Origin of the sequence: Streptomyces sp. NPDC001678 (genome assembly GCF_042892945.1) — a bacterium.
GTDB lineage: Bacteria > Actinomycetota > Actinomycetes > Streptomycetales > Streptomycetaceae > Streptomyces.
The window spans coordinates 374,156-389,367 of sequence record NZ_JBIAUP010000003.1; the positions used below are offsets into that span (position 1 = coordinate 374,156).

Consider the following 15,212-nt stretch of genomic DNA (forward strand, 5'->3'; position numbering starts at 1 on the left):
GACGGCGGGCTGCGGAAGCTGAGCAGGGCTGTCCGGGGCGAGCAAGGCTGTCGGGGTTCTCACTCGTTAAGTTACGCTGCGGACGGTCGCCACGGCAGAGGTTTCGTGTGACGCATGCGGAGAGTGGTGGTACTGTGCGCGCTTCCCTGATCCAGTTCGAAGTCGATCCGTTCGAACCGGTCGCCGCGCGCCGCGAGCGCGCCGCCGGACTCGTCCGGTCGCAGAGCGACAGCGATCTCGTGGTGCTCCCGGAGCTGTGGCCCGTCGGAGCCTTCGCCTTCGAGTCCTTCGCCGCCGAGGCCGAGCCCCTCGACGGCCCCACGGCCGAGGTCATGGCGGCCGCCGCCCGGGACGCGGGCGTCTGGCTGCACGCGGGCTCGATGGTCGAACGGGCCCCCGACGGGGCCCTGTTCAACACCTCCCTCGTCTTCTCGCCCGACGGAGCGCTCGTCCGCACGTACCGGAAGATCCACCGCTTCGGCTTCGACAAGGGCGAGGCGATCCTGATGAGCGCGGGCACCGACCCCGTCACGGTGCCCCATCCGCAGGCCACGCTGGGCCTGGCGACCTGCTACGACCTGCGCTTCCCCGAGCTGTTCCGGGCCCTGGTCGACGCGGGCTCGCGGCTCTTCGTCGTCACGGCGGGCTGGCCGGAGCGCCGCCGCGAGCACTGGACCCTGCTCGCCCGCGCGCGGGCCGTGGAGAACCAGTCCTACGTCCTCGCCTGCGGCACGGCGGGCACCCACGCGGGCGTCGAGCAGGCCGGCCACAGCATCGTCGTCGACCCCTGGGGCGAGGTCCTGGCGGAGGCGGGCGCGGACGAGGAAGTGCTGACCGTCGACCTGGATCCGGCACGGGTCGACACGGTCCGTGAGGAATTCCCGGCGCTGAAGGACCGCGTCCTGGGAATGCGGGGAACGCGCTGAATTAGCGCCGCACAGGCTTCAGCCGCACAGACTTCAGCTGCACAGGCTTCATAGGACGGTAATACTTTCCGATGGTGCCTGGGGAAGACTTTCCGGCCCGATGTTGTTGGATGGACTCATGGCTTCCCACGCACGCGTCCGCGCCCCCGAACTCATCGGAAAGGGCGGCTGGCTGAACACGGGCGGCAACGCCCTCACCCTCGCCGATCTGCGGGGTCGCATCGTCATTCTCGATTTCTGGACGTTCTGCTGTGTGAACTGCCTCCACGTCCTGGACGAGCTGCGCGAGCTCGAGGAGAAGCACCGCGACACCGTCGTGATCATCGGCGTCCACTCGCCGAAGTTCGTCCACGAGGCCGAGCACCAGGCCGTCGTCGACGCCGTCGAGCGCTACGGGGTCCACCACCCCGTCCTCGACGACCCCGAGCTCGCCACCTGGAAGCAGTACGCGGTCCGGGCCTGGCCCACACTCGTCGTCATCGACCCCGAGGGCTACGTCGTCGCCCAGCACGCCGGCGAGGGCCACGCCCACGCCCTCGCCAAGCTGGTCGAGGAGCTGGAAGCCGCCCACGGCGCCAAGGGCACCCTGCGCCGCGGCGACGGCCCCTATGTCGCCCCCGAGCCGGTCGCGGGCGACCTGCGCTTCCCCGGCAAGGCCCTGCTGCTGCCGGACGGCGGCTTCCTCGTCTCCGACTCCACCCGGCACCAGCTCGTCGAGCTCGCCGCCGACGGCGAGACCGTCGTCCGCCGTATCGGCACCGGCGAGCGCGGCCTCGTCGACGGCCCGGCCGGCACCGCCGCCTTCAGCGAGCCCCAGGGCCTCGCCCTGCTCCCCGACGGCACGGTGATCGTCGCCGACACCGTCAACCACGCGCTGCGCGCCTACGACCCGGCCACCGGCGCCGTGACGACCGTCGCCGGCACCGGCAAGCAGTGGTGGCAGGGCTCGCCGACGAACGGCCCGGCCCGCGAGGTCGACCTCTCCTCCCCCTGGGACGTCGCCTGGTTCGACGGCCGCGTCTGGATCGCCATGGCGGGCGTCCACCAGCTGTGGACGTACGACCCCGCGACGGCCACCGTCGAGGTCGCCGCCGGCACGACCAACGAGGGCCTGGTGGACGGCCCCGCCGCCGAGGCCTGGTTTGCCCAGCCGTCCGGCCTCGCCACCTCCGCCGACGGCGAGCGGCTGTGGCTCGCCGACTCGGAGACGTCCGCGCTGCGCTGGATCGACCGCGAGGGCACGGTGCGCACCGCCGTGGGCGCCGGCCTCTTCGACTTCGGCCACCGCGACGGCGACGCCGCCCAGGCCCTCCTCCAGCACCCCCTCGGCGTCACCGCCCTGCCCGACGGCTCGGTGGCCGTCTCCGACACGTACAACCACGCGCTGCGCCGCTTCGACCCGGCGACGGGCGAGGTGTCGACGCTGGCCACGGATCTGCGGGAGCCCTCCGACGCGGTCCTCGCCGGCGAGGACATCGTCGTGGTCGAGTCCGCCCGGCACCGGCTGACGCGGCTGCGGCTGCCGGAGGAGGCGGTGCGGGTGGAGTCCGTCGCCCACCGCACCCAGCGCGAGGCCACCGAGATCGCCCCGGGCACGCTCCTGCTGGACGTGGTCTTCCAGGCGCCCGCCGGGCAGAAGCTCGACACCCGCTACGGGCCGTCGACGCGGCTGCTGGTCAGCTCCACCCCACCCGAGCTCCTCACGGAAGGCGCCGGGAAGGGCACGGACCTCAGCCGTGAGCTGCGGCTCGCGGACGGGGTGACGGAGGGCGTCCTCCACGTCTCGGCGATGGCGGCGTCCTGCGACGACGACCCGGAGAACGAATACCCGGCGTGCCATGTCCACCAGCAGGACTGGGGCGTCCCCGTGCGGGTGATAGCCGGCGGCGCGGACCGGCTGCCGCTGGTGCTGGCGGGGCTGGACGCGTAAGCGCTCCGCTGGAAGTCCGGTACGTCGTCCGCGGGTGCGTCGTGGCTGGTCGCGCCCACGCGGAGGTAGCCGCTATCGATGCTGTCCCGCGCCCCTTCGGGGCGCTACCGAACCGCACCGGACTTCACCAGGCCGCCCGGCGGAGGCCCGGCGCGCCCGCTGTCCCCGGCCGTCAGCCGGGGACACCGCGGATCACCACTTCAGGGCGGCGTCCTCCGCGTCGACCCAGTACGTCGTGCGCGCCGAGTCGTCCACGTGCAGCGATCCGCCCGGCGCGGCCGCCGAGGACGGGTCACCCGCGAGGGGGTCCCCGCCCGGGGTCTGGAAGGTGACCGACAGCTGCTTGGCGTCCCGGCCGGTGCCGCCCGAGCCGTCCGCGGCGGAGGCCAGCACCCCCGCGTAGGCCGACTTGCCCGGGGCGATCGTGACCTTGCCCTTCGGCTTGCTCTCCTCGACCGCGATCGCCGTGGCCTGGTCCTGGTCGAAGCGCAGGAACGGGAAGCCATAGGCGGTGCAGGGCGACTTGGAGGTGTTGGTCGCCACCAGCAGGACGTGGTTGACGGGCGACTTCACCGCCTTCGCCTCGATCTTCACGGTGCCGGGGCCGCAGGCGTCGCCCTTGTCCTGCTCCTGGCCGTTCTCGTCGTCCGAGGTGGTCTCCCCGCCCTCGTCGGTCCCGCCGGTGGCGGCGTCGGCCGTGACCTGCTCGTCCTTGGCCGCCTTGTCCTCCCCGCCGTCCGAGCCGCCACAGGCGGTGAGCGTGAGGGCGGCCGTGGCGGTGAGCGCGGCGACGGCGATCCGCAGGGTGCGGGTGGTCATGGTGCTTCCCCCGGGGGGTGGGACGGACGTATGACGTGTGAAGGCTGTATATCAGCCCTCGGTAGCCGTCATCGAGAACGATCAGTCAAGAACGATCAATTGGCGATCATCCTTCAAGGAAAGCGGTCAGCGCGGCGGCGAGAAGATGGGGGTCCTCGGCGCCGCAGAGCTCACGCGCGGAGTGCATCGAGAGAATCGCCACACCGATGTCGACGGTGCTGATGCCGTGCCGCGCCGCGGTGATCGGGCCGATGGTGGTGCCGCAGGCCACGGCGTTGTTGGAGACGAAGTGCTGCCACGGCACCCCGGCCCGCTCGCAGGCCGCGGCGAAGACGGCCCGTCCGGCGCCGTCGGTGGCGTAGCGCTGGTTGACGTTGACCTTGAGGATCGGGCCGCCGTTGGGCATCGGGTGGTGGCCCGGGTCGTGGCGCTCGGCGTAGTTGGGGTGCACGGCGTGGCCGGTGTCGGAGGACAGACAGACGGTGCCGGCGAAGGCGCGGGCCCGGTCCTCGAACGTACCGCCGCGGGCGAACACCGAGCGCTCCAGGACATTGCCGAGCAGCGGGCCCTCGGCGCCGGTGTCGGACTGGCTGCCGTTCTCCTCGTGGTCGAAGGCGGCCAGCACGGGGATGTACGGCAGGCTCGCGGAGGAGGACACGGCGACGAGGGCGGCGATGCCGGCGTGCACGGACAGCAGGTTGTCCATGCGCGGGCCGGCCACCAGCTCGTGGTCGCGGCCGAGGTAGGCGGGCGCCTCGACGCTGTGCAGCATCAGGTCCCAGCCGCCGATCTCATCGGCCGCGACGCCGGTCTCCTCGGCGACGAAACGGATCAGATCGCCCTGGCCCACCTCGCCGAGGCCCCAGATGGGAGTCATATGGCGCTGCTTGTCGAGCTTGAGGCCGTCCTGGTTGACCCCGCGGTCGAGATGGATGGCGAGCTGCGGGACGCGCATGAGCGGCCGGTCGACATTGACGAGCCGGTGGCTGCCGTCCCGCAGGGTGATCCGCCCGGAGAGACCGAGGTCGCGGTCGAGCCAGGTGTTGAGCAGGGTGCCGCCGTAGAGCTCGACGGCCACCTGCCGCCAGCCGTGCGAGGACGTGTCGGGCAGGGGCTTGATCCGCAGATTGGGGGAGTCGGTGTGCGCGCCGATGACGCGGAACGGGGTGGCGGCGGTGGCCCCTTCGGGCACGTACCAGGCGATGACGGCGCCGCCGCGCGTCACATACCTGCCGCCGGCCTGTGCGTCCCAGGCATCGGTTTCCGCGACCTGACGGAAACCGGCCTTCTCCAGCCGCTCCGCGGTGTTCGCCACCGCGTGGTACGGCGACGGACTGGCCGCGAGGAAGGTCATCAGGTCGTCGGTGTGGCCGCGGTCGAAGCGGTGCGCAGAGCTCATGGCCTCAGATTAACGATCCTCCCCGGCCGGGGCCGAGGATTCCGGTCCTGCCGGACCGGAGCGCTAGTGCCTTGCGGGTTCACGCTGGTTGGCGCTTCACGGACCGGGCCGCCCCGAGGCTCGCTTTCGACCGTACGCAGCGGGGCGCGGGCTGTCCCGGAGACATCGGGAAGCGGCATTTATCAGGGCCGAAACGGGAGGGGAGCGCTGTCGTAATGAACCGGAGGGGCAAGGGCGACGGCCTCGTCAGCCGTTTCGCCCCTGCCCCTCCGGGTCGGGAACCCGCTTAGAAGGCGGCCTCGTCCAGCTCCATCAGGGACTGGTCGACGGACTCGGCGAGCGTGCGCTCGACGGAGAGGGCCGGCAGGACCGTGTGGGCGAAGAACTTCGCCGCGGCGATCTTGCCCTCGTAGAAGGACTTGTCCTTGGTGGAGGCGTTCGGCAGCTTCTCGGCCGCCACGGCCGCGCCCTTGAGGAGGAGGTAGGCGACGACGACGTCACCGGAGGCCATCAGCAGACGGGTGGTGTTCAGGCCCACCTTGTAGATGGACTTGACGTCCTTCTCCGTGGCGGCGAGGTCGGTCAGCATGGCGCCGACGATGCCCTCCAGGTCCACCGCGGCCGTGGCGAGCTTCTCGCGGGCCTCGGCGAGCTCCTCGCCGCCGGCGGCCTCGGCGAGGAACTTCTTGATCTCCTCGGAGAGGGTGGTGAGCGCCTGGCCCTGGTCGCGGACGATCTTCCGGAAGAAGAAGTCCTGGCCCTGGATGGCGGTGGTGCCCTCGTAGAGGGTGTCGATCTTGGCGTCCCGGATGTACTGCTCGATCGGGTACTCCTGGAGGTACCCGGAGCCACCGAAGGTCTGCAGCGACTGGTGGGACAGCAGCTCGTAGGACTTCTCCGAGCCGTAGCCCTTGACGATGGGCAGCAGCAGGTCGTTGAGGCCGTGGAGGGCCTTGGCGTCCTCGCCGGCGGCCTCCTTGACGGCGATCTCGTCCTGGACGGTCGCGGTGTAGAGGACGAGGGCGCGCATGCCCTCCGCGTACGCCTTCTGGGTCATCAGGGAGCGGCGCACGTCGGGGTGGTGGGTGATGGTGACCTTGGGCGCGGACTTGTCCATGAAGTTCGCGAGGTCCGTGCCCTGCACGCGCTCCTTGGCGTACTCCAGCGCGTTGAGGTAGCCGGTGGAGAGGGTGGCGATGGCCTTCGTGCCGACCATCATCCGGGCGAACTCGATGATCATGAACATCTGGCGGATGCCGTCGTGCTTGTCACCGATGAGCCAGCCCTTGGCGGGGTGCTTGTCGCCGAAGGTCATCTCGCAGGTGTTGGAGGCCTTGAGGCCCATCTTGTGCTCGACGTTGGTGGCGTAGACGCCGTTGCGCTCGCCCAGCTCGCCGGTCTCGAAGTCGAACTCGTACTTCGGCACGAGGAAGAGGGAGAGGCCCTTGGTGCCGGGGCCGGCGCCCTCGGGGCGGGCGAGGACGTAGTGGAGGATGTTCTCCGCCATGTCGTGCTCACCCGAGGTGATGAAGCGCTTGACGCCCTCGATGTGCCAGGAGCCGTCCTCCTGCTGGACGGCCTTGGTGCGGCCGGCGCCCACGTCCGAGCCCGCGTCGGGCTCGGTGAGGACCATGGTGGAGCCCCACTGCTTCTCCACCGCGATCTTCGCGATGTGCTTCTGCTGCTCGGTGCCCTCGTCGAAGAGGATGCCCGCGAACGCGGGGCCCGAGGAGTACATCCAGATGGCGGGGTTGGAGCCGAGGATCGCCTCCGCGTACGCCCAGATCAGGGAGCGCGGCGCGGTGGTGCCGCCGATCTCCTCCGGGATGCCCAGGCGCCACCACTCGGCGTCCATGAAGGCCTTGTAGCTCTTCTTGAACGAGGCCGGGATCGGGGCCGTGTTGGTCTCCGGGTCGAAGACCGGAGGGTTGCGGTCCGTGTCCGCGAAGGACTCGGCCAGCTCGTTCTCCGAGAGGCGGGTGATCTCCGAGAGGACGCTCTTCGCGGTCTCGACGTCCATCTCCGCGAACGGGCCGGAGCCGTACGCCTTGTCGCGGCCGAGGACCTCGAAGAGGTTGAACTCGATGTCGCGAAGATTCGACTTGTAGTGGCCCATGACAGACGGCTCCGTAGGTGACGGGAGGGCGATCCTCTGTGCGTACCGGTCAGTAAGCAGCATGATGCTACCCACCGGTAATAAGACGCAAGACCTGATCGGCCAACTGTGACCCGTACGACCCTCTAGGCTTTGGAGCCATGTACGGCTACGACCAGAACGCGGCACAGCAGGGCTACGCGCCCCCGCAGCAGCCCGGCGGCTACGGCGAGCAGCCGCTGTACCCCGAGCCGTCGCCCCCGTCGCTCGCCGACGCGGTACGGGCCTTCACCACGGGCCAGATGTCCGCCGAGGACTTCCAGACGGTCTTCTCGAACTCCAAGGTCTACTGCCCGCGCGGCGAGAACCCCGGATTCCTCGCGCTGCACAACACCCAGCAGCCGGTGATCCCGATGTTCACCTCGCTGAAGGAGCTGCGGCGGTACGCGGGCAAGGAGTCCAAGTACTTCGTCATCACCGGCGCCGAGGTCCTGGACCTGCTGCCGACCGGCTACGGGTTCGTCCTCGACATGGAGGGCGACCACCGCATGGTCTTCGACGCGAAGTCGGTGGAGCAGATGGTCGACTTCGCGATGCGGCGGATGTACGGCTGAGCGCTCCGCTGGAAGCGCGGTCATCCGACTGCGGGCCGTCAGCGGCCGGTCGCGCCCACGCGGCGGTAGCCGCTATCGATGCTGTCCCGCGCCCCTTCGGGGCGCGGTACCGCGCCGGACTCCCGCGTGGCGCGGGCTCAGCGCGTCGCGCGGTCGTACAGCTTCTTGACGGCGGGCCCGAAGTACGACGCGTACGACGTCTCCTCGTCGCCGCCCTCGTCCTTGCCGCCGAGGACGCCGACCAGCGTCCCCAGTCCCGTCCCCGGGTCCAGGTCCGTCAGGAACGGGCTGCCGCTCGTCCCGTTCGGCAGGCCCTCGCAGTCGAAGCGCAGCTGGGTGTCGCCCTCGCCCTGCGTGGTGTTCCGGCAGGACACGGGCCGCTCGTCGTCGTTGGGGTAGCCCAGCACCTGGGTGAGCCGCTCGCGCGGCGGGTCGAAGCGCACCCGCTCCGCCCCCGTCACCCGCTCGACGGGGGCGCCCCCCTTCGCCGGGCGGACGCGCAGGAACGCCACGTCGTGGTCCGGGTCCCGGTCGGCCGCCCACTCCGGGGCGACGTCGATGGAGGTCGGTACCCACACCCCGTAGGGAGCCGTGCCGTCCTGGTAGCCCGGGACGAAGGCGAGGTCGGTGCGGAAGCCGTCCATGTACACGCAGTGCGCGGCGGTGACGACCAGGTCGCCCGCCGGGCTGTGCACCACGCTCGCGGTGCAGCCGTGGGCCGGGACCCCCTCGGAGGTGTAGAAGAGCGTCCCCACGGCGGAGGAGGGGGCCGCCTCCGCGGCGGACGGCGGCTGTGCGGGGGACGCCGGGGCGGCCTCGGCGGGGCCGGCCTGCGGCGGGGCGTTCAGCGGGGCGGGCGCGGCCTGCCGGGGGATGCGCAGTACGCCCTTCAGCGCCTCCGCCGCCTCGTCGGCCGCCGCTTTCGACTGTCTGTAGTGCCCGGTCGCGTCGCCGGTGGCCAGCGGCGCGTCCGAGCCCGGGCCGCGGCTCGCCACGAAGAGCCCCAGGGCGGCGAGGGCCAGCACTGCGGCGGCGACGAGGGCGGCGTGAGTCGGTCGCATTGATCAAGTGTCCCTCCTCCGGGAATGAACGCTCCTTGCCAGTGGTTCACCATTCAACTAAATTGGAACCGCACCCCACCCGAGGAGGCCGCAATGCCCGCCGTGACCGTAGAGAACCCGCTGACCCTGCCCCGCGTGGCCACGCCCGCCGCGGACGTGGCGCGGCGCCCGGTGCTGTACGTCGGCACCGCCCCCGGCGGCTTCGAGGGGGAGGGCTTCCCCGTCCGCCGGGCCTTCGCGGGGATCGACTACCGCTACCTGGACCCGTTCATCATGATGGACCAGATGGGCGAGGTGGAGTACGCGCCGGGTGAGCCGAAGGGCACCCCGTGGCACCCTCACCGCGGCTTCGAGACCGTCACCTACCTGATCGACGGAACGTTCGTGCACCGTGACTCCCACGGAGGCGGCGGAACGATCAGCGACGGCGACACCCAGTGGATGACCGCCGGGTCGGGCCTGCTCCACATCGAGGCGCCGCCGGAGTCGCTGGTCGTCAGCGGCGGGCTCTTCCACGGCCTCCAGCTGTGGGTGAACCTGCCGAAGAAGGACAAGATGATGCCGCCCCGCTACCAGGACATCGGCGGCGGCAAGGTCACGCTCCTCACCTCCGCCGACGGCGGGGCGCTGATCCGCGTGATCGCGGGCGAGATCGACGGTCACCGGGGGCCGGGGGTCACCCACACGCCCATCACGATGACCCACATCTCCCTCAGCCCCGGCGCGGAGCTCACGCTCCCCTGGCGCTCGGACTTCAACGCCCTCGCCTACGGCCTGTCCGGCCGTGGCACCGCGGGCGTGGAGGGACGGCCGTTCCGCACGGGCCGGACCGTGGTCTTCGGCGACGGGGACGCGCTCACCCTCCGGGCGGACGCGAACCAGGAGTCGCGCAGCCCGAACTTCGAGGTGGTCCTGCTGGGCGGGCAGCCGATCCGTGAGCCGATGCGGCACTACGGCCCGTTCGTGATGAACACCGACGCCGAGCTGGCCCAGGCCTTCGAGGACTTCCGGGCCGGCCGGCTGGGGACCGTCCCGACGGTCTGAGCACGCCCCGCGCCCAGGGGCCCCGGCGCTGATCGAGTGGTGCCGGGGTTCCGGCGGGCGCAGGGTGGGAAAGGGCGGGTGTTACCAGCGGAATCCTCCAGAATGGAGGCCCGGTCATGCCGATCAGGCCCTATGGCGTACTGGCGGCCCGTGCCACCGACCGACGTCGGGAGGGCGGCACCCAGACGCCTCACTACCAGCTCTTCCTCAAGGACAACGCCGGCGCCTCCTACCAGGTGCCCGTGAACGTCCTGTCCAAAGTGGCCCCGTCCGAGCTGCTGTTCCTGGCGGACGACGACTTCCGTCACCCGGTGACACAGCTCCTGCCACCGGCGGGCAGCGGCTGGACCCCGCTCGCCTCGCAGGCGGGCTCGGGCGCCCTCGACTTCATCCGCGGCAATCTCTTCGATCACACCCGGATGCGTCCGCTGCCGCCGGACCGCCCCGGCGTGGACAACGACCTCTCCGACTTCCTGGACCACTACGCCGAGCGCGCCATCGCCGACCCCACGGTGGCCGTCTACGCCTTCGGCCAGGGCTTCGGGCCCCATCGCTCCCTCCTCGCCAGGATCTTCCGGTTCCGGTCCGCGCGGAGCGGCCCCGCCGTCATCGGCGTCCACGACATCCATATGAACCAGGGCAACGTCGACCCGTTCGTCCCGGACGACGGCGTGTGGCAGGACGGCGGGCTGCTGTTCCACGTGACCGCCGAGGACCGCTGGGTGGGAGTCTTCCTGGCCTTCCAGTCACAGGCGTGGCACACCGACGACACCACCGGGCACACCCTCCACGTACCGGGCGCACCGCTCCCGGCCGGGGAACGCGAGGCCCCCTTGCGCATCGTGGCCGCCCGCGTCGGCCCGGCGCGCCCGGGGCAGGGCACCGAGTCCGTCACGCTGCTCAACGCCTCCCCCGACCCCCTCGACATGGGCGGCTGGCGGCTCGCCGACGGCCGCGGACACCTCCGCCCGCTTCCCCAGGGCTCCCTCGCCTCCGGGTCGACCATCACCGTCGCGGGAGGCGACGGATTCCGGCTCGGCCCGGAGGGGGGAGCGGTCACCCTGATCGATCCGGCGGGGCTCAAGGCGCACGGCGTCGCCTACACCCGCGACCAGGTCCGGGGCGCGGGGTGGGCGACGACGTTCTGACAGCGCGCCGGACGGTCCCTACGTCACGCCCTCGAACTGCGCCTCCACCCCGGAGGCGGCCTCGTACAGCTCGAACCAGATGTTCTTGCCCTCGCCTCGGGGGTCGACGCCCCAGGCCCCCGCCAGCAGTTCCATCAGCACCAGGCCGCGTCCCGAGGAGGCCATCTCCCCGGGATGCCGGCGGTGCGGCAGCTCGTCGCTCGAGTCCGCGACGTCGACCCGGACGCAGCGGGTGCCGCGCTCGCCCGATATCTCGGCGATCAGCAGCGCGTCGCCGTCCGTGTGGACCAGGACGTTCGTCACCATCTCGGAGACCATCAGCACCGCCGAGTCCGTCTGGTCCTCGTCCGGCCAGTCGTGCATGAGCTCACGGATCTGCTGCCGGGCCTGCGCGATCCGCTCGGGCTCGGCCTGGGCGATGGTCATCACCGTGCGGCGCGGCGGATGCGGCAGCGCCCCCGGCGCGGCGCCCTCCGGCGCGGCGGCCGGGACCGTGCGGCGGAGCAGCAGCAGGGCGATGTCGTCCTCGCGGCGGTCGATGAGCGGCCCGGTCGTGTAGTGCGAGGGCGGCCCGTGGACGGCCTGGACGAGCGCGTCGGCGAGCTTCTCCAGATCGCCGTCCGGGCCCTGATCGCCGGCCCCGTCCAGGGCGTGGCCCTCGACGGTCTGCCGCAGCCGGGCCATGCCGGACTCCAGGTCGTGGCCGCCGGTCTCGATGAGCCCGTCGGTGAAGACGAGCATGGTCTCGCCGGGCTCCAGGACGATCCGGGTGGTGGGGTAGTCCGTGTCGGGGATGATCCCCAGCGGCAGCCCGCCGGCCGTGGGCCGTACCAGCAGGGTGCCGTCGCTGAGCCGGATCGCCGGGTCGGGGTGGCCGGCCCGCGCGATCACCAGCAGTCCGCTGGAGGGGCACACCTCGATGTAGAGACAGGTGGCGAAGCGCTGCTCGTCGCCCGTGTCGCCGGAGCCGTTGATGCCGGCCAGGAAGCGGGAGGCGCGGGAGAGCACCGCGTCGGGGTGGTGGCCCTCGGAGGCGTACGCGCGCAGCGCGATCCGCAGCTGGCCCATGAGCCCGGCGGCCTTGACGTCATGGCCCTGGACGTCGCCGATGACCAGGGCGATCTTGCCGTTGGGCAGCGGGATCATGTCGTACCAGTCGCCGCCGACCTCCAGCCCGCCGCCGGTGGGCACATAGCGGGCGGCCACCGCCATGCCCGGGATGTCGGGCTGGACGGTGGGGAGCATCGAGCGCTGGAGGCCCACGCTGAGCTCGCGCTCGGACTCCGTGACACTGGCCCGGCCGAGCGCCTGGGCGAGCATCCGGGCGACGGTGGTGAGCACCGAGCGCTCGTCCGGGGTGAAGGCGACGGGGACGCTGAAGCCGGCCATCCAGGCGCCGATGGTGCGGCCCGCGTTGATCAGCGGGAGGAAGGCCCAGGAGGTGCGGCCGAAGTGGGCCACCTTGCGATAGGCCTCGGGGAAGCGCCGCCGGTAGTCGTCGGGCGCGGGCAGATAGACGGCGCGGCCGGTGCGGATGACCTCGGCGGCGGGGTAGGCCGAGTCCAGCGGCTGGTCGAGGAACGGGTCCGCCTCGCCCGGCGCGTAGCCGTGGTGGCCGATCACCCGCACCCGGCCGGCCTCGCCGACGAAGACCGCCAGCCCCGACGGCTCGAACCCCGGCATCGACAGCCCGGCCGCCACCCGCAGCACCTCGGACGTCGAGTGGGCCTCGGCCAGTGCCCGGCCGGCGTCCAGCAGGAACGCCTCGCGGTTGCGGTGCCAGTCGGCGACGATGGGCATCCGGGCGGTCGAGGTGCCCTCCATGGCCTCGGCGATCTCCTCGACGGTGCCGACCATGAGATAGTCGCTGCCGCCCCGGACCGGCTTGGCGCGCAGCCGTACGGTCCGGAGCGTCTCGCCCCGGTCGTCCACCACGCGCATCCGCAGCTCGCCGAGGGTGCCCTCGGCCGCGGAGAGGGCGAGGAGGCTGCGGAACTCCAGCCAGTCGACCGCGTGGAAACGGGCGCGGATGACACTCTCGGTCAGCGGGGCGCGCTCGGGCAGCGCCAGCAGTCGCCTGGCCTCGGCGTCGAGGGTGACGGCTCCGGCGGCGTTGTCCCAGCACCACAGACCGGTCGCCACGGTGGCCAGGACGTCCTCGGTGCGCATTGCCCCACCTTATGCAGGTATGCACAGGGGAGACCACCGATGCCGGGTGGGGCAGTACCCTTGCTTGGTGCTGTATGCACTGTGCGGCGCACCTTAGACCAACGCCCTCGACCACGACTTGGATGAACGATGCATCGGTACCGGTCCCACAACTGCGGCGAGCTCCGTGCGGCTGACGTCGACACCGACGTCCGTCTGAGTGGCTGGCTGCACAATCGGCGTGACCTGGGCGGCATCCTCTTCATCGATCTCCGCGACCACCACGGCATCACCCAGCTGGTGGCCCGCCCCGGCACCCCGGCGAACGAGGCCCTGAGCCACCTCACCAAGGAGACCGTCGTCCGCGTGGACGGCAAGGTCGCCAGCCGCGGCGCGGACAACGTCAACCCCGAGCTGCCCACCGGCGAGGTCGAGATCGAGGTCACCGCGGTCGAGGTGCTCGGCGCCGCGGAGCAGATCCCCTTCACCATCAACACCGAGGACGGGGTGAACGAGGAGCGCCGTCTGGAGTACCGCTTCCTCGACCTGCGCCGTGAGCGCATGCACAGCAACATCATGCTGCGCTCCGCCGTCATCTCCTCCATCCGCGAGAAGATGACGAACCTCGGCTTCAACGAGATGGCCACCCCGATCCTGTCCGCCACCTCCCCCGAGGGCGCGCGCGACTTCCTGGTGCCGTCCCGGCTGCACGCCGGCAAGTTCTACGCGCTGCCGCAGGCCCCCCAGCAGTTCAAGCAGCTGCTGATGATCGCGGGCTTCGACCGCTACTTCCAGATCGCGCCCTGCTTCCGCGACGAGGACGCCCGCGCCGACCGCTCGCCGGGCGAGTTCTACCAGCTCGACATGGAGATGTCCTTCGTCGAGCAGGAGGACGTCTTCCAGGTGATCGAGAAGGTCATGACCGACCTCTTCGAGGAGTTCGGCAACGGCCGCCACGTCACCTCCCCCTTCCCGCGCATCCCGTTCCGCACGGCGATGCTGAAGTACGGCTCCGACAAGCCGGACCTGCGCGCCAAGCTGGAGCTCGTCGACGTCACCGACGTCTTCGAGGGCTCGGAGTTCAAGGCCTTCGCGGGCAAGCACGTCCGCGCCCTGGCCGTGCCGGACACCGGTGACCAGCCGCGCAAGTTCTTCGACGGCCTCGGCGACTACGCGGTCGAGCAGGGCGCCAAGGGCCTGGCCTGGGTCCGCGTCGGCGAGGGCGACGTCCTCACCGGCCCGATCGCCAAGTTCCTCACGGCGGAGAACGTCAAGGCCCTCGTCGAGCGCCTCGGCCTCACCCCGGGCCACGCCGTCTTCTTCGGCGCCGGCGAGTTCGACGAGGTCTCCAAGATCATGGGCGCCGTGCGCGTCGAGGCCGCCAAGCGCGCCGGCCAGTTCGAGGAGAACGTCTTCCGGTTCTGCTGGATCGTCGACTTCCCGATGTTCGAGAAGGACGAGGAGACCGGCAAGATCGAGTTCTCCCACAACCCGTTCTCCATGCCCCAGGGCGGCCTCGAGGCCCTGGAGACCATGGACCCGCTGGACATCCTGGCCTGGCAGTACGACATCGTCTGCAACGGCACCGAGCTGTCCTCCGGCGCCATCCGCAACCACGAGCCCGACGTCATGTACAAGGCGTTCGAGATCGCCGGTTACAGCAAGGACGAGGTCGAGAAGGAGTTCGGCGGCATGCTGCGCGCCTTCAAGTTCGGCGCCCCGCCGCACGGTGGCATCGCCCCGGGCATCGACCGCATCGTGATGCTGCTGGCCGACGAGCCGAACATCCGCGAGACCATCGCCTTCCCGCTCAACGGCAACGCCCAGGACCTCCTGATGGGCGCCCCGAGCGAGGTCGAGGAGTCCCGCCTGAAGGAGCTCCACCTGTCGATCCGCAAGCCGCAGACCCAGGTGAAGTAACCCTTTCCGCGCATGCGAACGCCGCCGGGGGGGGGGGCCCCCGCGCCCCCCCCGCGGCGGGTGAGACTGAGGTGAGCACGGGGTCAGCCGGGCGGGGCGTTTGGGGCT

Annotated in this window: 11 protein-coding genes; 6 read left to right on the forward strand and 5 right to left on the reverse strand. The window is 71.2% G+C overall.

All coding sequences use genetic code 11. From position 1 onward, the window contains the following. Positions 1-134 precede the first annotated feature (134 nt). Complete coding sequence (locus ACFYZR_RS08460; RefSeq protein ID WP_391906873.1) at positions 135-926, forward strand: carbon-nitrogen family hydrolase; 792 nt, start codon at positions 135-137, stop codon at positions 924-926. Between the two features lie 118 nt (positions 927-1,044). After that, positions 1,045-2,856 carry an NHL domain-containing thioredoxin family protein gene (locus ACFYZR_RS08465; RefSeq protein WP_391906875.1) on the forward strand — a complete coding sequence of 604 codons (1,812 nt, stop codon included), beginning with the start codon at positions 1,045-1,047 and terminating at the stop codon, positions 2,854-2,856. Positions 2,857-3,048: 192 nt separating this feature from the next. On the opposite strand, the gene ACFYZR_RS08470 is transcribed toward ACFYZR_RS08465, so the two are convergent. The 3 genes from ACFYZR_RS08470 to ACFYZR_RS08480 all read right to left on the reverse strand — a co-directional run bounded on the left by ACFYZR_RS08470 (position 3,049) and on the right by ACFYZR_RS08480 (position 7,190). Continuing rightward, on the reverse strand, positions 3,049-3,675 hold the full coding sequence (locus ACFYZR_RS08470; protein WP_391906877.1) for a DUF4232 domain-containing protein: 627 nt from the start codon (positions 3,673-3,675) through the stop codon (positions 3,049-3,051). Between the two features lie 106 nt (positions 3,676-3,781). Further along, a complete protein-coding gene (locus ACFYZR_RS08475) occupies positions 3,782-5,074 on the reverse strand; it encodes a M18 family aminopeptidase (RefSeq protein ID WP_391906881.1) in 1,293 nt (430 codons plus the stop codon). Positions 5,075-5,360: 286 nt separating this feature from the next. Further along, entirely contained in the window at positions 5,361-7,190 is a 1,830-nt protein-coding gene (locus ACFYZR_RS08480) for an acyl-CoA dehydrogenase (protein ID WP_391906882.1), read from the reverse strand. A 140-nt stretch (positions 7,191-7,330) separates the two neighbouring features. Between ACFYZR_RS08480 and ACFYZR_RS08485 the strand changes: the two genes are divergently transcribed. Continuing rightward, on the forward strand, positions 7,331-7,783 hold the full coding sequence (locus tag ACFYZR_RS08485) for an SseB family protein (protein ID WP_126914970.1): 453 nt from the start codon (positions 7,331-7,333) through the stop codon (positions 7,781-7,783). Between the two features lie 137 nt (positions 7,784-7,920). Here ACFYZR_RS08485 and ACFYZR_RS08490 read toward each other — a convergent pair whose 3' ends face one another. Beyond that, complete coding sequence (locus ACFYZR_RS08490; RefSeq protein ID WP_391906885.1) at positions 7,921-8,844, reverse strand: trypsin-like serine peptidase; 924 nt, start codon at positions 8,842-8,844, stop codon at positions 7,921-7,923. Between the two features lie 93 nt (positions 8,845-8,937). On the opposite strand from ACFYZR_RS08490, the gene ACFYZR_RS08495 reads away from it, so the two are divergent. Next, entirely contained in the window at positions 8,938-9,888 is a 951-nt protein-coding gene (locus tag ACFYZR_RS08495) for a pirin family protein (RefSeq protein WP_391906888.1), read from the forward strand. Between the two features lie 116 nt (positions 9,889-10,004). Beyond that, the gene (locus ACFYZR_RS08500; protein ID WP_391906891.1) at positions 10,005-11,036 is read left to right on the forward strand and encodes a DUF2278 family protein; all 1,032 of its coding nucleotides are present in this window, start codon (positions 10,005-10,007) and stop codon (positions 11,034-11,036) included. Between the two features lie 18 nt (positions 11,037-11,054). On the opposite strand, the gene ACFYZR_RS08505 is transcribed toward ACFYZR_RS08500, so the two are convergent. Further along, positions 11,055-13,205, reverse strand: coding sequence for a SpoIIE family protein phosphatase (locus ACFYZR_RS08505; protein WP_391906894.1), 2,151 nt, complete (start codon positions 13,203-13,205; stop codon positions 11,055-11,057). Positions 13,206-13,334: 129 nt separating this feature from the next. Between ACFYZR_RS08505 and aspS the strand changes: the two genes are divergently transcribed. Further along, positions 13,335-15,104, forward strand: coding sequence for an aspartate--tRNA ligase (gene aspS / locus ACFYZR_RS08510; protein ID WP_391906897.1), 1,770 nt, complete (start codon positions 13,335-13,337; stop codon positions 15,102-15,104). The last annotated feature ends 108 nt before the right edge of the window (positions 15,105-15,212 follow it).